15 protein-coding genes are annotated in these 20,277 nt (G+C 38.1%); 7 read left to right on the top strand and 8 right to left on the bottom strand.

Features of this window, described 5'->3' with window-relative positions; genetic code table 11:
- Nucleotides 1–142: 142 nt before the first annotated feature.
- Complete coding sequence (locus ACJJVU_RS00800; RefSeq protein ID WP_405221221.1) at nucleotides 143–1,678, top strand: glycine--tRNA ligase; 1,536 nt, start codon at nucleotides 143–145, stop codon at nucleotides 1,676–1,678.
- 117 nt (nucleotides 1,679–1,795) lie between these two features.
- Nucleotides 1,796–4,462, top strand: a complete 2,667-nt coding sequence (locus tag ACJJVU_RS00795) for a GEVED domain-containing protein (protein WP_405221218.1) — start codon at nucleotides 1,796–1,798, stop codon at nucleotides 4,460–4,462.
- Between the two features lie 112 nt (nucleotides 4,463–4,574).
- Here ACJJVU_RS00795 and ACJJVU_RS00790 read toward each other — a convergent pair whose 3' ends face one another.
- Together ACJJVU_RS00790 and ACJJVU_RS00785 are read right to left on the bottom strand one after the other, a co-directional pair.
- Complete coding sequence (locus tag ACJJVU_RS00790) at nucleotides 4,575–4,916, bottom strand: hypothetical protein (protein WP_405221215.1); 342 nt, start codon at nucleotides 4,914–4,916, stop codon at nucleotides 4,575–4,577.
- A gap of 38 nt (nucleotides 4,917–4,954) precedes the next feature.
- Complete coding sequence (locus tag ACJJVU_RS00785) at nucleotides 4,955–8,380, bottom strand: hypothetical protein (protein ID WP_405221212.1); 3,426 nt, start codon at nucleotides 8,378–8,380, stop codon at nucleotides 4,955–4,957.
- Between the two features lie 118 nt (nucleotides 8,381–8,498).
- On the opposite strand from ACJJVU_RS00785, the gene ACJJVU_RS00780 reads away from it, so the two are divergent.
- The 3 genes from ACJJVU_RS00780 to ACJJVU_RS00770 are packed head-to-tail and all read left to right on the top strand — an operon-like array spanning nucleotide 8,499 to nucleotide 11,356.
- On the top strand, nucleotides 8,499–9,263 hold the full coding sequence (locus ACJJVU_RS00780; protein ID WP_405221209.1) for an exodeoxyribonuclease III: 765 nt from the start codon (nucleotides 8,499–8,501) through the stop codon (nucleotides 9,261–9,263).
- A 14-nt stretch (nucleotides 9,264–9,277) separates the two neighbouring features.
- A complete protein-coding gene (locus ACJJVU_RS00775; protein ID WP_405221206.1) occupies nucleotides 9,278–10,261 on the top strand; it encodes an OmpA family protein in 984 nt (327 codons plus the stop codon).
- Between the two features lie 60 nt (nucleotides 10,262–10,321).
- The gene (locus ACJJVU_RS00770; RefSeq protein WP_405221204.1) at nucleotides 10,322–11,356 is read left to right on the top strand and encodes an aldo/keto reductase; all 1,035 of its coding nucleotides are present in this window, start codon (nucleotides 10,322–10,324) and stop codon (nucleotides 11,354–11,356) included.
- Between the two features lie 92 nt (nucleotides 11,357–11,448).
- On the opposite strand, the gene ACJJVU_RS00765 is transcribed toward ACJJVU_RS00770, so the two are convergent.
- The 6 genes from ACJJVU_RS00765 to panC all read right to left on the bottom strand — a co-directional run bounded on the left by ACJJVU_RS00765 (nucleotide 11,449) and on the right by panC (nucleotide 17,579).
- Nucleotides 11,449–12,594, bottom strand: a complete 1,146-nt coding sequence (locus tag ACJJVU_RS00765; protein WP_405221201.1) for a peptidoglycan DD-metalloendopeptidase family protein — start codon at nucleotides 12,592–12,594, stop codon at nucleotides 11,449–11,451.
- Between the two features lie 121 nt (nucleotides 12,595–12,715).
- Nucleotides 12,716–14,086: a DNA repair protein RadA gene (gene radA / locus ACJJVU_RS00760; RefSeq protein WP_405221198.1), complete on the bottom strand. Its 1,371-nt coding sequence runs from the start codon at nucleotides 14,084–14,086 to the stop codon at nucleotides 12,716–12,718.
- Between the two features lie 120 nt (nucleotides 14,087–14,206).
- The gene (locus ACJJVU_RS00755) at nucleotides 14,207–15,352 is read right to left on the bottom strand and encodes an alpha/beta hydrolase (RefSeq protein WP_405221195.1); all 1,146 of its coding nucleotides are present in this window, start codon (nucleotides 15,350–15,352) and stop codon (nucleotides 14,207–14,209) included.
- 47 nt (nucleotides 15,353–15,399) lie between these two features.
- Nucleotides 15,400–16,305 (bottom strand): lysylphosphatidylglycerol synthase transmembrane domain-containing protein, encoded by a 906-nt coding sequence (locus tag ACJJVU_RS00750; RefSeq protein WP_405221192.1) that lies wholly within the window; start codon nucleotides 16,303–16,305, stop codon nucleotides 15,400–15,402.
- Between the two features lie 53 nt (nucleotides 16,306–16,358).
- The gene (gene panD, locus ACJJVU_RS00745) at nucleotides 16,359–16,709 is read right to left on the bottom strand and encodes an aspartate 1-decarboxylase (RefSeq protein WP_013750424.1); all 351 of its coding nucleotides are present in this window, start codon (nucleotides 16,707–16,709) and stop codon (nucleotides 16,359–16,361) included.
- A gap of 21 nt (nucleotides 16,710–16,730) precedes the next feature.
- On the bottom strand, nucleotides 16,731–17,579 hold the full coding sequence (gene panC, locus ACJJVU_RS00740) for a pantoate--beta-alanine ligase (RefSeq protein ID WP_405221188.1): 849 nt from the start codon (nucleotides 17,577–17,579) through the stop codon (nucleotides 16,731–16,733).
- A gap of 110 nt (nucleotides 17,580–17,689) precedes the next feature.
- Between panC and ACJJVU_RS00735 the strand changes: the two genes are divergently transcribed.
- Both ACJJVU_RS00735 and ACJJVU_RS00730 read left to right on the top strand, forming a co-directional pair.
- A complete protein-coding gene (locus ACJJVU_RS00735) occupies nucleotides 17,690–18,502 on the top strand; it encodes a glycogen/starch synthase (RefSeq protein ID WP_405221185.1) in 813 nt (270 codons plus the stop codon).
- A gap of 7 nt (nucleotides 18,503–18,509) precedes the next feature.
- Nucleotides 18,510–20,267, top strand: a complete 1,758-nt coding sequence (locus tag ACJJVU_RS00730) for a DUF4270 domain-containing protein (protein ID WP_405221182.1) — start codon at nucleotides 18,510–18,512, stop codon at nucleotides 20,265–20,267.
- Nucleotides 20,268–20,277: the final 10 nt, after the last annotated feature.

Genomic DNA, 20,277 nt, shown 5'->3' with positions numbered 1-20,277 from the left:
GGAGGGATTGCTATTTTTACAGCTTGTTACAAACGGAAACAAATAACTTTATTTTATTGGTTTGAGAGGTTTTTACGCTTTCGCGAAAGCGTGACCTCATACCTCATCAATATTAATAGATTGCATAATTAATCTACAGACTATGGCTCAACAAGACGATCATTTTAAAAAAGTAATATCTCACGCAAAAGAATACGGCTACATCTTTGGTAGTAGTGAGATTTATGATGGCCTAAGTGCTGTGTATGACTACGGTCAAAACGGTGTTGAACTTAAGAAAAATATACGCGAGTACTGGTGGAAGAGTATGGTGCAAATGAACCAAAATATTGTAGGTCTAGATGCCGCAATATTTATGCACCCTACTACATGGAAAGCATCTGGTCACGTAGACGCATTTTCTGACCCACTTATTGATAACAAGGATTCAAAGAAGCGCTACCGTGCAGATGTGCTCGTTGAAGATTACGCAGAAAAGCTCAATCAGAAAGCAGAGAAAGAAATTGCTAAGGCTGCAAAACGTTTTGGAGAAAGCTTTGATAGAGTGCAATATGAAGCGACAAATCCTAGAGTTATGGGGTATCGCGAGAAGCAAAAAAGTGCAACTGCAAGACTTGCGCAATATCTAGATGCAGAAGATCTACCAGCAGTAAAAGCACTTATAGAAGAACTGGAAATAGGATGTCCAGAGTCTGGATCAAAAAACTGGACAGATGTACGCCAGTTTAATTTGATGTTTGGCACAAAACTAGGAGCATCTGCAGAGACAGCAACAGATTTATACTTACGTCCAGAAACGGCTCAAGGTATTTTTGTGAATTTCTTAAACGTCCAAAAAACAGGACGCATGAAAATTCCTTTCGGAATTGCTCAAACAGGAAAAGCATTTAGAAACGAGATTGTTGCGCGTCAGTTTATCTTTCGTATGCGAGAATTTGAACAAATGGAAATGCAATTTTTTGTGCGTCCAGGAGAGGAGATGAAGTGGTATGAGCACTGGAAAGAGACACGCTTAAAATGGCATAAATCATTAGGCCTTGGAGAAGAGAATTATCGTTTCCACGATCATGAGAAACTTGCGCACTATGCAAATGCAGCAACAGATATAGAATTCAACTTTCCATTTGGGTTTAAAGAGCTTGAAGGAATACACTCTAGAACAGACTTTGATCTTAAAGCACATGAAGAGCATTCTGGAAAGAAATTACAATTTTTTGACCCAGAGCTTAATGAGAGTTATGTGCCTTATGTGGTAGAAACTTCAATAGGGCTTGATAGAATGTTTCTAGCAGTATTCTCTGCATCACTTCAAGATGAAGAGTTAGAAAATGGAACTTCAAGAGTAGTATTAAAATTACCAGCAATTTTAGCTCCTGTAAAGGCTGCAATTTTGCCTCTAGTAAAGAAAGATGGACTACCAGAAGTAGCACAAAAAATTATAGATGATTTAAAATATGATTATCGAGTAGCATATGATGAGAAGGATGCAGTAGGTCGTCGTTATAGACGTCAAGATGCAGCTGGAACACCACTTTGTATCACTGTTGATCATGATACACTAGAAGACAATATGGTGACAGTAAGAGATAGAGATACAATGGAACAACAACGTGTTTTAATCACAGATTTACCAGATATTCTCAATAAAAAGGTGAATTTTAGACATTGGATAGCTTAAATTTAATTGCTGATTATACTATAAACACTCATTTCATGGGTGTTTTTTTATGCTTTAGGTTTGGATTTTTGTATTTTTAATAACTATTTAACAAACAAACCACTAAAAAACTACATTATGAAACAAATTTACTCACTGCTGGTCGCAGCTCTCTTAGCCTTTAGCTTCGGGGTGTCTGCTCAGCAAACTAATAAAGCCAGTAAAAGTGGGCTACTTTCCACTCCTGTTGTAATACCCAGCATTGCAGATCAAATTAAAGCAGGGACACTTATATATGCAGATGATACACCAAAATTAGGTCGTGCCAAAGGCATAGGGTCTCCAAATGTTGTTCCAGGTAAGGGTTCTGTAGGTAATGATCCTCTCGTAAACGCACAACGTAGTCAAGAGGTTAGCATGACACAAACAAGATCACCTCTCACTACATTTGTAGCAGATGTATCTTCTTTTACACCTTCTGACCCTACAGGTGCGGCGGGACCTAACCACTATATAGCTGCATGGAATGTAGGTTTCAAAATATTCAATAAGGACGGGACAGATGCTACTCCAGAAATGGATTTAAGTACTTTGTTTCCTGGAAATTCAACGGGAGATCCAATTGTTTTCTTTGATGCAAACGTAGATAATGGTGCAGGAAAACCTAGAGGAAGATACGTTATCACAGAATTCCGTAATGGAGGAGCGCCTGGAGGTAATGGATTTGATGTAGCAATATCTGCGGGTCCCGATCCAGTGAATGACCCATGGTATATTTATGAAGCACAATTTAATGCAGGAGCATTCCCTGATTATACAAAATTTTCTGTATTCGGTGAATCTTATGTAGTTACGGCAAATATAAACTCAACTACAGAGCAAGTTTTCTTACTCGAGCGTAATAAAATGTTAAACGATGAAGCGGCTCAGTTTGTAGCTTTTGGACTTCCTGGAATTGAAAGAAATGGTTTTTATAGCCCACAAGGATTTCATACTACAGGAGATGAGAGCGCTCCAGCAGGTACTCCAGTTCCTGTAGTTTATCTTCAAGATGACGCATGGGGAGGAGTCGATGATGACCACCTTAAAGTATGGGAAGCTACTATAGATTGGGCAGATGCTGCAAATGCAAGTATAGAACTGGCTCAAGAAATCACAACGGCAGATTTTGTAAGCGTTTTTGATGGAGGATCATTCTCAAATATTCCACAAGGAGGTGGAGGTCCAGATGTAGATGCATTGCAAGCTACGATGATGAACCAAGTACAATATAGACGTTTTCCTACTTATAACACGGTTGTAATGAATTTTGTAGTCGATGTGTTAGACCCAGGAGAAAAGGCAGGAATAAGATGGTATGAGCTAAGACAAGATGGAGATGGACAACCATGGTCTATATATCAAGAAGGCACTTATGTTACTCCAGGAAAGCGTAACGCATATCAAGGAAGTATGGCGATGGATTCTCAAGGAAATATTGCCTTAGGCTATATTTCATCATCAGATGAAGATCGTATAGCAATGAATTATACTGGTCGTTTTGATGGGGATCCATTAGGAGTAATGACAGTATATGAGCAAGAACTTTTTAGAAGTACAGCAGCGTCTCCTAGTGATAGATTTGCAGATTATGTACACTTAACTCTTGATCCAGAGAACGAGTCATTCTGGTTTATTACAGAGCAGTTCGATCCAACGCGTAGAGATGTGGTTGCTAATTTTACACTAGACGCAGCCCAGCCAGATGACCTTAGTGTTTTTAGTATTGTAACTCCTGTAGGAGAAGGAGAATATACAGGTGATGAGGATATAATTGTAACTATAAGAAATTACGGATCAAATGCAATCACAAATCCAACTGTGCAATACACTGTAAATGGTGGAGCAGCAGTAGTAGAAACTTTTACAGGAACTATAGAGCCAGGGCTAAGTACCGAATTTACGTTTGCTCAAGGCGCAGATCTTTCTGAGCCAGGTAACTATACACTTAATGTATCTACTTTATTAAGTAATGATAGCAATGTTGATAATGATTCATTGGTGTGTGTAGCAACAAATACTGTGGGACTAGCATGTCAACCCGATGGAGATTGTGAAGGCTTTGGTGACGGAGTGACTACCATTACATTAGCAAATCAAAATGCATTAGTAACAAATTGTACGTCTACAGGATATAGTGATGATTCAGGGATTGAATTTGCATTTGACAGTCCAGAGTCATTAACTGGAATTCTGCAAGTTGGCTTTACGGACTCTGCATTTGCAATTTGGATTGATATAAATGATGATGCAACCTTTAGCGAAGACGAGCTTGTTTCTTCTGGACAAGTTCCAACGGCAGATACTGATTTTGCATTTTCAATTGACGTTACAAGTTTTGATATGGCACAGCTTACCGCAGGGCCATTGACTATGCGTGTGAGAGGAGAAGATGAAAGTGGTGCTGGTGATGTTAATAATCCTTGTGATGATCTTCAATATGGAAGAACTAATGATTATACGGCAACATTTACCCCAGAAGTGCTCGCGGTAGAGAACAATGTATTTTTAGAAACTTCTTTAAATATTACAAGCACAGATAATAAATACTTTGCTATAAATGTGAACACACCATTTGAGGGAAGAGCTGCTATTTCTGTTTTTAATACTCTTGGACAAAGACTTGCCCACAACAATCTTAATAAAGAAGGAAATGGTTATACATATGATTTAGATATGTCATACGTTGCAGCTGGCGTTTATATCGTTCAGTTTACAGATATAGATGGTGGATCTAAATTAGTAGAGAAGATAGTAGTTAGATAAATAATCGATACTGCTAAAACATAGGCCGTAAGTATCCATTAAATAAAAAAAGCTCAACAAGGAATTTCTTGTTGAGCTTTCTTTTTGTAGAAAAGCTAAGTACATTCTCAATCTACATATTCATCTTCATTTCCGTAATGCCTACAGGGCTAGCTTTGTCGCATCTATTCATGCGTCGTTGTGGATTATACTTAAACCAAACGCTTGCTCCATCCTGCATGAAATCCTTATCGATGGTCATAGGGTCAAGATGACGTCCATCTTCAAGCTTAATTGTCCACTCACAATCGCCTTCCGCTTTAGAATGTACAATAGTTCCAGATGTATATCCAGTCGTGTCAAAATCCATAAGTGTTGTTTTAGTGTCTTCTGTAGCAACCGCTTTTTGCCCACAGCAAGAAAAGGCCATGATTGCAACAAGTGACATACCGCTAATGTATAATCTTGTTTTCATAATTAGGTAGTTTTCGTTTCCTTAAAGGTCGTCAAAATTTAGAAGAAAGCCTTAATCTGAATGTTACCCGTATGGATAGTTCGTGTTTCTTCACTTTTACGCCCAAAATAAGATACATTCAAATCTAAAAATTTGGTAATTCTTTTTTGTGCGATAGCATTCCAAGTAAAATTTGTTCCTGGTTGTAATCCTTCTAGAATCTGATATGCTACTGGACTAAATGCGCTTCCGCTAAAATCGTTATTGATATACGTAAACTCCCCAGTTAATGATACTTTTTCTAAATCTGCTAACGCAAAGGAGATACCAAGATTCTGTTGGTCAAGTTGTTCTTGCTCGCCCGTCGTGTTATTCTTATTTTGGTATTCGTAAAAAAGTGAGACCCTCGATTGTTTGCCAAAGAGATATGAGAGCTTAGGATTAACACCGAAGTTGTCTATACTGAAATTACGAGTGGTAAAATTCTCTGCACTACTTTCTGTCGAGCCTAAATCTCCTTGGGCATTAAATAGCCAGCTCTCCTTTATTTTGTGTAGGAAGTTGAGTTGATGACTTTGTACTACACTTTCTTGTAATCCCGTAGAGAGAAGAATTTTTGATGTATTTGATAGAAATGAATAGGAGGTCGTGTAGCGTTGCTTTCCTCTATTAAAAAACAATGTATTTCTAAAGTTAACCGTAGCGCCTATTTCATTTTCATCCTCATTAAATGGGTTCAAGCTAAAATCGTTATCAGTGCGCAATACTCGTTTATCTAAGATATAGCTAGACTGATTGTAGAAGTGGGAAAGAAACTTTTTTATTCCTTTAAGTCCAGACCACTGTCCAGGCTGTAGTGTGAGTTGCTGGCTTAGTTTGTTTTGATGAGTTCTTACAAATACTTGATTTGGGAGTAGTATTCTCACGTAATCTGCTTGATCTTGAAACTGCGCTATCTCAAACTCTTCCAGCTCTTGGATACCGTCTCCATTATAATCATTCCATGTGTGGGTTCCTTGACCTTCATCTACTTGAATAAAAGTAAATTCTTGCTGAGGTTGTGTTCCGCTATTGGTTTCAAAAACCGTATTGAGACGGATGATGTCATTTGCAAATCGCTGATTATAAAGTAGTCTTGAGTTGAGCGAATTTTCATCTTCTCGTTGATCTTCATAACTAAGATTACGATAATTTAGAAAGAGTGAGACGTTCGTTTTCTCATTTTTTATCAATTGGGATTTTAAGTAATACGTATTGGAAGTATTTACACGTGCGATGCGATTAAGTCGCACACTATCATTTATACGATATTTATATCCAGCTTCCATATAGACGTTTGTGCTGTCTCCCACGCCAGCAAAAGCTTTGTAAGCACTAAATCGCTGACTGTTTGCCGTTATAGAGTCATTCCTCTTTGTGACTCTAACGTTGTCCTCCATATTAAATGAAGCGCCAATCCATGATTTTTTAAATCCGTAAATGGCATTTACGTCTGCTCGTGTAAAGTCTGTATTGAGTTGTACATCATCTGTACTAAGCGTACTTGCATTAATCGCAGTTCTCAAATTACCAAGGTGCCAGTTGGCATTTAAGCTGTGTCTGTAACCATTGTAAGCATCTTGAAAATTTAAATGTTGAAATTGATAAGTAATAGCTCCTTGTTCTGCACGAGCATAATTGAGTCCTACCGTAGTAAAGTGTTGAGTTCCTAATAAGGTTCCTCCAGCTTGTGCAAGCGAGTTCTCTACATTCCAGTCACGGTTAAATTCTATATTGTAAAGCCCTTCAATACTTCTAAAATCTTCTTGTATAAAGTCCCAACTTCCAAAAGCACGAAAGCTTGATAAACTATCCTTTTTATAAAGCAGCTGATTTATGTCTACATGTGCAGCATAACCATTATTGTCATCATCATCTAGCGTAGAGAATGTGTTGGTGTCATTGTTACTTCCCGCAGCTTCAAAGTTTATCGTAGTTTTTTCTGAGGGCGTATAGCTTCCATTTACTACGCCTAATTGTAATACGGTAGGAGCAAAAAGTTGTACTTGAGGGGCAAAAGAACCTTGCGAAATACCACTAATAGGGGCAACATATTGAAATGTACGCTGTAAAGTATTTGTCGTGCTTAAAATGTAATCTCCTTGGTTTTCTCCTACATTAGTAAAACGTACTTGAAATAGTTCTTCCTCTGGATCAGCGCTAAATTCAAAAACCTCGACGCCATTTATAATAATCTGCCTGTAGAGAATCTTATTTTCATCAAAGGTGTCTGAGATTGCACTAGGAGCAATCATTTCTTGCATATCATCACCAGCTTCTTGTAAAATAGCAACCTGTTCGGAGGTGAGATTTTGTTGTAGTGGTTGATTCTTAGCATCACTTTCTGAGTATACGTGAGCAGATATTTTGAGTTTATCGCTTTCGCGAAAGCTTCCTCCTCCATACGCCAGAAAGCGCGTGTAACGACGTTCAGAAAATTGATAAGCAACATTGATACGCATCTCACTAGTGATGGGATAAGTGGCATTAAATCTAATTTCACCAGCATTATAATCGATAATATAGTCTTCGCTCTCTCCACGTGTGAGCGGGATGCCATTAACATAAACAGTCTCACTCCCGGAAACTACTAGAACGAATAGCTCCCCATTAGGCCCAGTAAGTTTATAAGGGCCTTGATTTCCTTCTTGCCCTGTAAATGTACTTTGTGTAAAAACACCTCGCACTAAAGCTCCAGAAGCATGTAAATCTGTCTGTTTATCATCTGAGTGATTCAAGGTTCCACCTAAGGATAAGCCTTGAATTTTCTTTGTAAACCTACCAAAATAGGTGTCCTTGTTTTCTAGATTAATATCACCAGCTCTTATATTCCAATTATCAGAAAATAGCTCGATAAAAACCTGGTCAAACTCATCTAGATTTTGAGAGTATCCGCCTTGCTGGCTAGGTATATTTGCATCTTGTATAGAAGCGCGTAAGGTAACGCGCTCACTTAGCTTTCCACTTATTTGTAAGTCAAGCTCTGAGTTTAAGGTGCTGTTTTGACTATTGCCTACAGCGACTCCTCTCAGTATACTTCCGCTCACGTTAAGGCCAGAAAATGGAGTGACAGTATTTGTTCTCCTGTCCTCACCTAGGCTTATCACCTTATTAAGGCTCCCAGTACTCGTCACAATCTGGCTAGGGTCATACTGAGAGTAAGCACGCGTGAGAAAATCTGGATAAACTTTATATGTAACAATGAGAGAATCTGGAAGTGCTCCATTTTTCGCGCTAAGCGTAATGATACTTTTTCCATAATCAACACTATAAGCTGTACTGTCTATTGTTGTGCCTTGTAGCGTGGTAATTTTAAATAAGGATGGATTTATACTTACAGAGTCTAAAAGTACAGAGTCTCTTACTGCAATTCTTTTGGTACGCGTTTGTTGTGCTAGAACAGCACTGGTGCATAATAGTAAAAGAACTGTGTAAAATACGCGCATCAATAGTAAAACTCTAGGCTGAGGTAAATATTACAATGACTCAAAGGTAAACTTTATAAGTTTTTTACGAGGTGTGGAAAAACCTAATTTATAACTTAGCAGTCCAATACAGCATACTATGAAAATTATCTCTTATAACGTAAACGGTATCCGTGCAGCTTTGCGCAAAGATTTTGCGACTTGGTTGCAACATACAGATCCAGATGTGGTGCTGTTGCAAGAGACAAAAGCAACGCCAGACCAAGTGGATACAGCAGTTTTTGAAAGTCTAGGTTATGAGCATTACTGGTTTAGCGCACAAAAAAAAGGATACAGTGGTGTGGCTATTCTCACAAAGAAAACACCTAAAAATGTAGTTTATGGAACGGGAATCGAATCCATGGATTTTGAAGGTAGAAATATAAGAGTTGACTTTGACGATGTTTCTGTGATGAGCATGTACTTGCCATCAGGAACAAATATTGCCCGTTTAGAGCATAAACTGGAATACATGTCGTTATTACAAGATTATGTAAACGAGATTAAGCAGGATGTTCCAAATCTTGTGATAGGTGGAGATTACAATATTTGTCACGAAGCTATAGATATTCATGATCCCGTACGTAATAAAAATGTGAGCGGCTTTTTACCTGTAGAGCGTGAGTGGATAAGTAATTTTATGGATAGTGGTTTTATAGACTCTTTCCGTCATCTTAACAAAGAGCCAGATAACTACACATGGTGGAGTTATCGTGCAAATGCGCGAGCAAATAACAAAGGATGGCGCATTGATTATAACATGGTAAGCGAGCCTCTTAAAAATAATATTGAATGTGCTGTGATTCTCTCTGATGCTGTGCACAGTGACCACTGTCCGCACATGGTAGAATTAAAATTATCTTAAAAAAAATGAATACAATGTTTAAAAAATCCCTTCTTATAATACTTGCGATAAGCGCACTTACTTCTTGCGTTCCTGCAAAAAAGTTTAAAGATCTTGAAGCAAGCTATAGCAGGTTGCGCAAGGATAATCGTAGCCTTGAGGATAATGTAAAGGACTTAAAAGCTGAGCTTAAAAAGACGAACGCAGTGTATGATAAAGTCTCAAAAGATTTAGGCTCAAGTATAATTAGAGTAGAGGAGTTAGAAGGGGAGTACGCTTCCGCGAAAGCTAATCTGGAGCAACTACAAGCAAGTTATAACGCACTAGAATCTAATAGTAGTGCGACTATTGCCGAAAATTCTCAGAAAAACAGACAACTTCTAGCCGAACTAGAGACAAAACAAAATGATCTTGCCGAAAAAACTGCTGCTCTTGAAGCAGAACGGACTCGTCTTGAAAAGTTACAAAAGGATCTAGCAGAACGCTCTGCGAGAGTAGATGAGCTAGAAGGTGTAATTGCAGCAAAAGATGCTACAATGAGAGCCCTTAAAGAATCTATCTCAAAAGCACTTACAGACTTTGAAGGAAAAGGGCTTACCGTAGAGCAACGTGATGGTAAAGTGTATGTATCACTTGAGAATAAGCTTTTATTTGATTCTGGTAGCTGGACCGTAGGTGCAAACGGAACAAAGGCGGTAAAGCAATTAGGTAGCGTGCTAGCAGATAATCCAGACATTGCTGTGCTTATCGAGGGACACACAGATAATGTGCCTTACGGAGGTAGCGGAAATCTAGCAGGAAACTGGGATCTCTCTGCAAAAAGAGCAACAGCTATTGTTGAAATTTTACGCACAAACAGAGATATAGACCCTAAGAATCTAACTGCAGCGGGCCGTGGAGAATATGCACCCGTAGCCGAAAATGATAACGCAGAGAACAAAGCAAAAAATAGGCGTATAGAAGTAATCTTGACACCTAAACTAGATGAGGTGACGGCTTTGCTTAATGATATTGATTAGATAAAACGATAGTTGTATAGTTGTACACGGACGCAATAATTTGCGTCAAATCCAATACTTATGAAATACACAACAATACCAAATACAGATATAAAAGTCTCAAAAATTTGTTTGGGATCAATGACATGGGGCCGACAGAACACGGAGGCCGAAGGTCATGAGCAAATGGATTATGCACTTACTCAGGGTGTAAACTTTATTGACACGGCAGAGATGTATAGTGTACCTTTTCAAGAGAAAACGTATGGTGCAACAGAAAAGGTAATAGGTACATGGCTTGTAAAAAATAAGAATCGAGATCAGATTGTTCTTGCATCTAAGATCACTGGACCTAGTCCAACATTTGCTTCTGTAAGAGATAACCTTGGTTTTTCTAAAGAGGCTATTGATGATGCATTACACAAGAGTTTAAAACGTCTCCAGACGGATTATCTTGATTTATACCAATTACACTGGCCAGAGCGTAACACAAATTTCTTTGGAAAACGAGGGTACACTCACAATCCAGATGAGCAGTGGGAAGATAATATTGCAGAGATTCTTGAGTCTCTAGACACCTATGTAAAACAAGGAAAAATTAGAAATATAGGACTGTCTAACGAGTCCCCTTTTGGCTTGATGCGTTTTATAGAAGAAGCTAGAAAAGGTGCGCCAAAGGTGGTCACCGTTCAAAATCCTTATAACCTTCTTAATAGAAAGGATGAGATAGGTCTTACAGAAGGCTTACATCGCGAGAATGTAGGTTTGTTACCATATTCTCCTCTTGGCTTTGGGCAACTTACAGGAAAATATCTAAACGGTTATCCAGAAGATGCACGTGTGACTTTGTTCCCTAACTACAATCGTTACCATAACGACAACGCATTTGAAGCAACACGTCGTTATAAAAAGATTGCAGATGAGTATGGATTGAGTCTTACACAAATGGCACTTGCATTTGTGACAGATAGACCTTTTGTAACTGGTAATATTATAGGGGCTACAAGTATGGAGCAACTTAAAGAAAACATCGGTAGTGCAGATGTGACACTATCTGAAGAGATTTTAAAAGCGATAGACGAGGTCCACGCAGCAATACCAAATCCTGCGCCATAATAAAATAAAATTGTAGTGTGTAAAAAAGGTGTGCTGTAAAGCGTGCCTTTTTCTTTTTACGCTTTCGCGAAAGCGGAATTATAAATGTATACTTAAGTATATGGAATGGGCTTGATAGCTGTTTTATATAGATATCCTTGTAAACTATCATGAACACGTACATGAAACCAATTGCCTGTTTTTTCTAGCAACAAGACAGTATCCTTTCTCTTTAATGTGCCAATTTTTTCTGAAGTTGAAGTAGGTGATACGCGCATCGTACTATTGTTCTTAAGTAAACCTAGATTGCTAGATAACGAATCGGAAATAAGAGGTGACTCCGTTTGTTTAATGTATGGATATGGGTTGATGGCGCCTGTACGATTATAAATGCCAAAATGTAAATGTGGAGGTGTCGTTCTGGCATTCCCAGTATTGCCTACTAAGCCAAGTGTATCTCCTATTTTTACACGCTGTCCAGTGGTAGCGATGATGCTGTCTAGGTGGGCATAATAAAGGGATTGACCAAAAATACCGTCACGTAACCACACTTGTTTACCTCCTAGACCACGATTACCTGTGGAGGATATCATACCATCAGTAATCGCTACGACGGGGGTTCCTCTTGCTGCAAAAATATCTACACCCTCATGGCTACGCTTGCCGCCACTTCTAGAAGCTCCCCAGAAGCTTTGCACAGCCTTATTGCCTTTTCCCAGTACTGGAAAGCTGTATTGTGGTTTTGTGTATATTTTTAATGCAAAGGATGAGCTTGCGCCTATTTGAGGTTGTACGAGGAGTGTGTATAATCCGGATGCAGTAATCTCGGTAGTGATTTTTCTCTCATTAGGAGCATTGGATAACCTAGGCGTTGAATTCATTATAGAGTCATTCTTCCATGTAAAAAGATCAAGGAATATGGCGGTTGAGTCTACATTGTTTTCAACTTCCGCATGAAAAATCTCACCTGCAGCGAGTGTGAATGTATAGCGGTAGGGAATCAAATAGGTAGAAGAATAAGTGCCTACAGTAGTGTAAGGAAGAGCGGAGAGTACATTCTGGTCTTTAGGAAGTACTTTTTTTTGATACGCTTTCGCGAAAGCGGAATTCCATGATTTATAAATACTATCATCTTTCTCAAAACCACGAGCATAAACTTCGCGAGCCGTAGGTTGCGTGATGGCGTCTGTGGCTTTTTGAATTTGGTTACAGCTTACTATGGCAAGAAGTAATAAGGTATATAGAATCTTTTTAAACATAGCAGCCACTATACAGAAAAGGTGCCATGTGCATACAAGAATCAGTCAGATATTGACGCAATTGATTTTATGTGAACGTTTTTAAAGACTGCTGTAAAATGATGCTCGTTTATCTAGTAGCTTATCCAAAAAGATGCCTTACGACATCATGAACTTTGGCTACTTTAATTACATTGATGTGATAATTAGTATCAGGTATTTTGCAATATTTTGAAATCACAATACTTGTAAAACCTAGTTTTTCTGCCTCTACGATGCGTTGTTCAATACGATTTACGGGGCGTACTTCTCCTGCGAGACCTATCTCTGCTGCAAAACACATGGATTTATCTACAGGTATATCTACGTTGCTCGATAATACTGCTGCAACAACTGCAAGATCTATAGCAGGATCATCTACAGTGATTCCTCCAGTCACGTTGAGAAAAACATCTTTTGCCCCTAGTTTGAAACCTGCTCGTTTTTCTAATACAGCGAGAAGCATATTGAGTCGCTTTACATTGTATCCTGTAGAGCTACGTTGTGGTGTTCCATACACTGCAGTACTCACAAGCGCTTGAATCTCAATCATAAGCGGTCGCATACCTTCCATTGTGGTTGCGATTGCTGTACCGCTCAAGTCTTCGTCATTTTTTGAAATGAGAATCTCACTTGGATTACTCACTTCTCTCAATCCTGAGCCTTGCATCTCATAGATACCTAGTTCGCTAGTGCTTCCAAAACGGTTTTTATGTGCTCTTAAAATTCTATAAACGTGGTTACGATCTCCTTCAAATTGAAGGACGGTGTCGACCATATGTTCAAGAATTTTTGGTCCAGCAATATTTCCATCTTTTGTGATGTGACCTATAAGAATTACAGGTGTTGCTGTTTCCTTAGCAAATCGTATCAGCTCTGAGGTGGTTTCACGTATTTGTGAGATACTCCCTGCGGTGCTTTCTATATGATCAGAATGTAGTGTTTGTATAGAGTCTATAATCACAATATCTGGCTGCATCTCTTCTATGTGCCTAAAGATATTTTGAGTTTTTGTCTCTGTAAGAATATAACACTGGTCGCTTTCTGGATTAATGCGCTCAGCACGCATTTTTATTTGCTGCTGACTTTCCTCTCCAGAGACGTAGAGTGTTTTGTAAGGTAGTGCTAGTGATATTTGTAATAGCAAAGTACTTTTTCCTATTCCAGGTTCTCCACCTAGAAGAGTAAGAGATCCAGGTACTAAGCCACCACCTAGAACACGGTTGAGTTCGCCATTTTTAGTATTCATTCTAGCCTCAGAAGCGGTAGAAATATCGGCAATCTTAAGGGGTTTGCTTGTACGAGTAAGTCCAGAAACCTTTGCGGTTTCAGACTTCCAGTCCTTTTTATCTACTTTTTGTACAACCTCCTCAACAATGGTATTCCATTGCTTACAAGCATTACACTGGCCTTGCCATTTGGCATGCTGTGTGCCACAGTTTTGACAGAAAAAGGTAGTTTTTATTTTGGCCATAAAATGAGTAATGTACTTGCAAAATTAGAGAATCACACCTCCTTTTAAAATTATTTTGATTTAAATAGTTTCTAAACTACGGCACAAGAGTGCGCTATAAAAAGTAGATGTTAGAAGTAATTAGTAACCAAAGTCTTGTTTGATTTGGTCTGCTCTATCTAGCATTAAATCTTTAGTAAGAAATGATACTTCTTCCAATAGGAAAGCATTTTGATAGGCACGCATCGCCTTTTTAGGTTCTCCAGATTTTTCTAGTGATAATGCAAGGTAGTAGTTTCCTAACATCGTTTCTGGGTATTGCTTACGAGCAACTTTTCCAAGTTCTTCAAGGCCTTCCCAGTCTCCTTTTTTCTCAAGCGCTGTAGATGTTGCTATAAAGTCATTAATACGTATAGGGTCATCTAGGCCAAAAAGCGTTTTTACCGTTGCATACTTATCTATGAGATAGTTATAAGGAGACTCGCTAGGTAGTATTTTGTCTTTGTACTCCTTTTTGCTAATAGGGCGATAAATAGAAAACATGTTTTCTAGTGCCTTTGGTATAGCGCGACCTACGAGTGAGTAGTGCGTAGCACCGTCAAAATTGTCAAAATTATATTGAACATTCTCATTTTGCACCTGTTTCATCTGAGCGTCTAGTTGGATAATAGGGTCGCGTAGTACACTTATATCGTCACTTGCTGTTGCGAGGTAATAGAATATTTTTTGCTTTGCTTGTCCTAATCTAGCAACAAGGCGCTCTTCCATTTGTGGTGCGAGATCTGGGCTTAAGGAAATGTATCCTTGAAATAGCGCAGGATCTTTCATTAAGTAGTAATTCATAAAATTTGCGGTCATATCATGGCCTACTGCAATTCTAAAAGTACTAGTTCTGTAATTTTCATCAAGATAAGGCATTACTTCTAAGCCTAAAAATTCAAAGAATGAAGCTCCAGTATCAGATGGAAGGTTGCTTACATCATCATAAAATGTATCATCATCTCTACTGTCTACTTGATTAATACCTACTACAATTACTTGTGGCATTTCTTCCCAGTAGCTATAATAATCTACATTACCAGCTACGGGCTCAAATAAGTAGTCGCCATCCATAACTACAATTACAGGATATGATTTTTCTATATTCTCATCATAATTGCGAGGTAACTGTATTTTAAGCTGTCTGGATGTGCCTAGAATTTCTGATTGAATCTCTTTGTAGTCAATTTGAGAAGAAGCTAGTACACTGTAAATACAGAGTATTAGGGTAAGTAGGTTTGTTTTCATGTGGGAATAACTTTTTAGTTATTAGGATAGTCCTAAAATATGAAAAATTACCGTCTTTTAATGAGTAGCAAGATAAGTGCGCAAATGCCGCCTATGATTACATTAAAAATAGTTTGGGTTCCCCAGAGGAGCCAGCCAAAGGTTGCGCCATCTTCATATCCAAAAAAGGTAAATATTGCAGCCATAGCTATGGGATATAATCCCATTCCTGCATTTGTAGCACTCATTGCAAATGCACCTATTACAAAGGAAGCAAGAATAACCCCTAGTGGAGCCTCTGCAGTGCCAGGTACCGTATATTTCATGATCCAAAACATACCTATATACATACCCCATATAAATAAGGTGTGTAGTATAAATGCAGTGTTATGCTGCATATTTAGAATACTTTTTACCCCATCAAGAAGTCCGAGTCCAAACTTTCTAATTTTCTGAATAAAAGGATGTGAGGACTTTTTAAGTAATCGTAAACCAAAGATTCCAGCAGTAAGACCGACAGCAAGTAGTATGACAAAACCAGTGGGGTTTGCATTTTCTTGAAAATAAGCTACGAGCGCTGTAGATTGTAATATTACGGCGGTAGTCATGATGAGAAGTAGTACGATGAGATCTGCAATACGCTCTGCTACAATAGTTCCAAATGCTTTTTCAAAAGGAATGTTATCTGTTTTTGAAAGGCTTACACCTCTTAGAACCTCGCCAGATCTAATAATAAATGTATTTGCAAAATAGCCAATCATAATAGCCATAAAGCTGGTGATGAACTTAGGCTTGTACCCTAAAGGCTCTAGTAAATATTTCCAGCGGTATGCTCTAGAAAAATGGCTAAATAAACCAAATAGCAGCGAGATAACAATCCATATAGGATTGACCATTTTTATCGCTTCCCACATATCGCTGCGCTCTACCGCAGTCATTTTACTAAGTTGATACCAAACCAAAAAAACTCCCACGAGTGGGAGTAAGATTTTAAGCGCGAGACTTTTATGTTTATTACTTATCAACGTTAGTTGAGCAAGTTTGTTTCTTCATTAGGGAAGCATAAAGTAGGTTTAAACTTTTTTGCTTCTTCTACTTCCATAAAGGCGTATACAATTAAGATAAGCGTATCTCCTTTTGCAACTTTACGAGCAGCAGCACCGTTTAAGGTGATTTCTCCACTCTTTCTTGGTCCAGGGATTGCATACGTCTCAAGACGCTCTCCGTTTGTTACGTTTACAATTTGTACACGTTCTCCTTCAATTATATTTGAAGCGTCCATTAAGTCTTCATCAATGGTAATACTTCCAATATAATGTAACTCGGCACCCGTTACTTTAACGCGGTGTATTTTTGATTTTACAACATTTACTAGCATAGTGCAAAGGTAATAATAAGTTTAATTTAGGGCTATATTATCTATAAGTCTAATCTCACCAGCATAAACGGCAAGAAAAGCTCGGTATTGTTGATTTTTACGCTTTCGCGAAAGCGTACTTAAATTTTTAATATTTGCAATCTCAAAGTATTCAAGCTCGAGACCTTCTTTTTTCTCAAAAGCCGCTGAAACATATTTTCTCAATTGTAGTGCAGAGTGCGTGTCAAAATTATTCTTCACATACTGCAGCACTTCATAAATAAAAGGCGAAATAGCAAGTTGAGTCTCAGTAAGTCGTGCATTGCGACTACTCATGGCAAGGCCGTCTTCTTGTCTGTGAATAGGGCAGCCTATAATTTCTAGAGGTAGTTTTTCTTTTTCTACAAGCTTGCGCACAATAGCGAGTTGTTGATAATCTTTCTCTCCAAAATATGCTTTGTCTGGATTTACTTGTCTAAAAAGGAGATTTAAAACAGTGCCTACACCATCAAAATGTCCTGGTCTGTGCTCTCCTTCCATAACCTTCTCTATGGCTCCAAAATTATAAGGGGTAGAGGAGACCTCATTTCCATAAACTTCTGTAGCCGTGGGTGCGTAGACTAGCACTTTATCTCCATAATGCGCTAGAAAGTCTAGATCTTTATTGAGAGTGCGAGGATACTTGTCTAAGTCTGAGGCGTTATTGAATTGTGTAGGATTAACAAAAATGCTTACTATAATTAGGGTACAATCTTTGAGTGCATAATCAATAAGTGATGCATGTCCATGATGTAGGGCGCCCATTGTAGGGACAAAACCTACGGATTTGCCATTGCTTTTTGCTTGATGGACGATCTTAGAAATCTGTTTATGAGCTGTTATTGCTTGCACTTTATTAAAATTTTAACGGGATGCAAACTTACTAATATTAAGACTAAGTGCGTAAAAATTTGTACTTTTGCGTGTTTTTTGAATAGATTAACAACCTAATTTTTACATATATGAAAGATAAGAGGATATTATACGTGTCATCTGAAGTGATTCCATACCTACCAGAGACCGAGATTGCCTCTATGTCGTTTGAAGCTCCTCAAATGGTTAATTCCAAGGGTGGGCAAATACGCATTTTTATGCCGCGTTACGGTAATATCAATGAGCGTAGACATCAACTACACGAAGTAATTAGATTATCTGGAATGAATTTGGTTATCAATGATTTTGATATGCCACTTATTATAAAGGTTGCTTCTATACCTAAGGAGCGTATTCAGGTATATTTTATAGATAACGAAGAGTATTTTAAGCGTAAAGCGACTTTTACAGACGAAGAAGGAAATCTTTTTCCTGATAACGACGAGCGTGCCATTTTCTTTGCAAAAGGAGTTGTGGAGACGGTTAAAAAACTAAACTGGGCGCCAGATATTATTCACGTTCAAGGATGGCTAGCATCTTTATTGCCATTATATCTTAAGCATTACTATGCAAGTGAGCCATTATTTTCAAAGAGCAAAATAGTGACCTCTATATATAATCAAGGATTTGAGGGGTCTCTTAATGAGGAGCTTATTAATAAAATCGCTTTTGATGGTATAGATCCAGAAACTATAAAAGAATTGGAAAATCCTACTTACGAAAACCTTATGAAGGTTACTATTAAAAATAGTGATGCTGCAATTGTAGGTTCTCAGGAGTTAAATGAAGACTTAATGAAAATCCTTAATACGACTAAAATTCCTGTTTTGTCGTATAAGAAGAAAGAGGAGTTCCCTCAGGCTTACGAAGATTTTTACACTACTCAAGTTTTAGAAGAATAGACTATTTATGAGATTGAATAAAATGCTTAAGCAAGCAGCCATGGTTTTGGGGCTTGCGCTGTTGATTATTTCCTGCGAGGACGAGTTTGGTTCTATAGGGACTAGTATTGTAGGGGAAGTCAACTTTGATACAGAGCTTGCTCAAGATTTAAAAATCGCAGCTTACAGTCGGAACTATGCAGATGCCTCAGGTTTTAATGGGGTTCAAACTAGTGGTACATCTGTTGGAGTTGTTGGTTTCTATAAAGACCCAACTTATGGTTCTACAACTAGTTCGTTGTTAACTCAGGTAGCTTTGTCTAGTACTGATCCTGATTTTGGTGATGAAACTGAAATTGATTCTGTTGTTTTCTCACTTCCGTATTATTCTACATTAGAAGAAACGGATACGGATGGAAATTCTACTTATTCACTAGACTCTATTTTTGGGAATACTCCAGGTCAAATGAAATTATCTGTTTACAGATCAAATTTCTTTTTGAATAGTCTGGATCCTGCTGAAGACTTCGAAAGCTCAGCAATTTATTATTCTAATGAGATTTCTGAATTTCAAGGAGTAGAAGGGGATTTGTTATTTGAGGTGCGTGATGAGTCAGCTAATGGAACGCAAGCAGAAGGTTTTGTGCCAGATGCTAGCGAAATCGTATTGACTACGCCAAATCTTGACGATGCTGGCGATCCAGATGGAACTAATGAGGTAGATAGATTGAGTCCAAGAATTAGACTTTCATACACAAACGGAAATGCTGGCGATGCCGCTGTCTTAGATTATTGGAAACAGACAATCATTGACCAAGAAGGTCAAGGTACATTGTTAAATCAAAATACGGTAAACGATTATTTTAGAGGATTATATTTAAAAGCAGAAGCTATTGACGATAAGGGAAGTGCTATTCTATTTGATGTTGCAAACCTAAATGTTACTATATACTATTCTTTTACTAATGAGGATTCGACAGTAGATGATTCAGGTGATGAGGTTTCAACAGGAACTGGAAACATATCTTTAAGGTCTTCGGGTGTGCGTGCAATAGCATATGAAAACGATTTTAGTCAGAGTCCTATAGGATCTACCAGTTTTAATGACTCTCAAAATTTAATTGATGGCGAAGAAAACTTGTATCTAAAAGGTGGTGATGGAAGTATTGCGTTAATTGATCTATTTGGGGCAGATGAGGATGACAACGGTGTAGCAGATCAGTTGGAAGCTTTAAGATCATGTAATATTATTGTTAACGAAGCAAACTTGCAATTTTATGTTCAACAAGACGAACTGAGTATTGGTAGTAGTGGAGAGCTAGAGCCGGAGAGAATATTCATTTATGATTATGAAAATAATGCTACACTGCTAGATGCTCTTATCGATAATACGACAGGAGATGATGGAGTAGTTGATACAAGAACTAACCACTTAGGTCGACTTTCTAGAGAAATAGATGGTGATCTTTCAAGTAATGGTGTCAGTTATAGAATACGTCTTACACAGCACATAAATAATATCATTAAAAATGACTCTACAAATGTGAGATTGGCCTTGTCTGTCTCTCAAAATGTGACTATTGATAACACAGCGTTAATTGGTGGTACAGGTGGTGTGGAAGATGGGCAGAGAGTTCCATTTTCTGGAGTGATTTCTCCAGAGGGAACTATATTACATGGAACGGCAAGTTCTGATGAAGAGAAGAAATTAAGATTAAGATTGTATTATACAATAACAGAAGAAATTGATCCTAACAGCCCTTGTGGTTTAGCTTTAGGACTATAATAATTTATTA

Origin of the sequence: Dokdonia sp. Asnod1-B02 (genome assembly GCF_045063955.1) — a bacterium.
GTDB lineage: Bacteria > Bacteroidota > Bacteroidia > Flavobacteriales > Flavobacteriaceae > Dokdonia.
This window is presented reverse-complemented; position numbering and strand designations above follow the sequence as displayed.

What these genes read in the sequence shown, in the direction of transcription:
- ACJJVU_RS00800 (WP_405221221.1), top strand. Translation starts at nt 143, where the DNA reads ATGGCTCAACAAGACGATCATTTTAAAAAAGTAATATCTCACGCAAAA.
- ACJJVU_RS00795 (WP_405221218.1), top strand. Translation starts at nt 1,796, where the DNA reads ATGAAACAAATTTACTCACTGCTGGTCGCAGCTCTCTTAGCCTTTAGC.
- ACJJVU_RS00790 (WP_405221215.1), bottom strand. Translation starts at nt 4,916, where the DNA reads ATGAAAACAAGATTATACATTAGCGGTATGTCACTTGTTGCAATCATG.
- ACJJVU_RS00785 (WP_405221212.1), bottom strand. Translation starts at nt 8,380, where the DNA reads ATGCGCGTATTTTACACAGTTCTTTTACTATTATGCACCAGTGCTGTT.
- ACJJVU_RS00780 (WP_405221209.1), top strand. Translation starts at nt 8,499, where the DNA reads ATGAAAATTATCTCTTATAACGTAAACGGTATCCGTGCAGCTTTGCGC.
- ACJJVU_RS00775 (WP_405221206.1), top strand. Translation starts at nt 9,278, where the DNA reads ATGTTTAAAAAATCCCTTCTTATAATACTTGCGATAAGCGCACTTACT.
- ACJJVU_RS00770 (WP_405221204.1), top strand. Translation starts at nt 10,322, where the DNA reads ATGAAATACACAACAATACCAAATACAGATATAAAAGTCTCAAAAATT.
- ACJJVU_RS00765 (WP_405221201.1), bottom strand. Translation starts at nt 12,594, where the DNA reads ATGTTTAAAAAGATTCTATATACCTTATTACTTCTTGCCATAGTAAGC.
- radA (WP_405221198.1), bottom strand. Translation starts at nt 14,086, where the DNA reads ATGGCCAAAATAAAAACTACCTTTTTCTGTCAAAACTGTGGCACACAG.
- ACJJVU_RS00755 (WP_405221195.1), bottom strand. Translation starts at nt 15,352, where the DNA reads ATGAAAACAAACCTACTTACCCTAATACTCTGTATTTACAGTGTACTA.
- panD (WP_013750424.1), bottom strand. Translation starts at nt 16,709, where the DNA reads ATGCTAGTAAATGTTGTAAAATCAAAAATACACCGCGTTAAAGTAACG.
- ACJJVU_RS00735 (WP_405221185.1), top strand. Translation starts at nt 17,690, where the DNA reads ATGAAAGATAAGAGGATATTATACGTGTCATCTGAAGTGATTCCATAC.
- ACJJVU_RS00730 (WP_405221182.1), top strand. Translation starts at nt 18,510, where the DNA reads ATGAGATTGAATAAAATGCTTAAGCAAGCAGCCATGGTTTTGGGGCTT.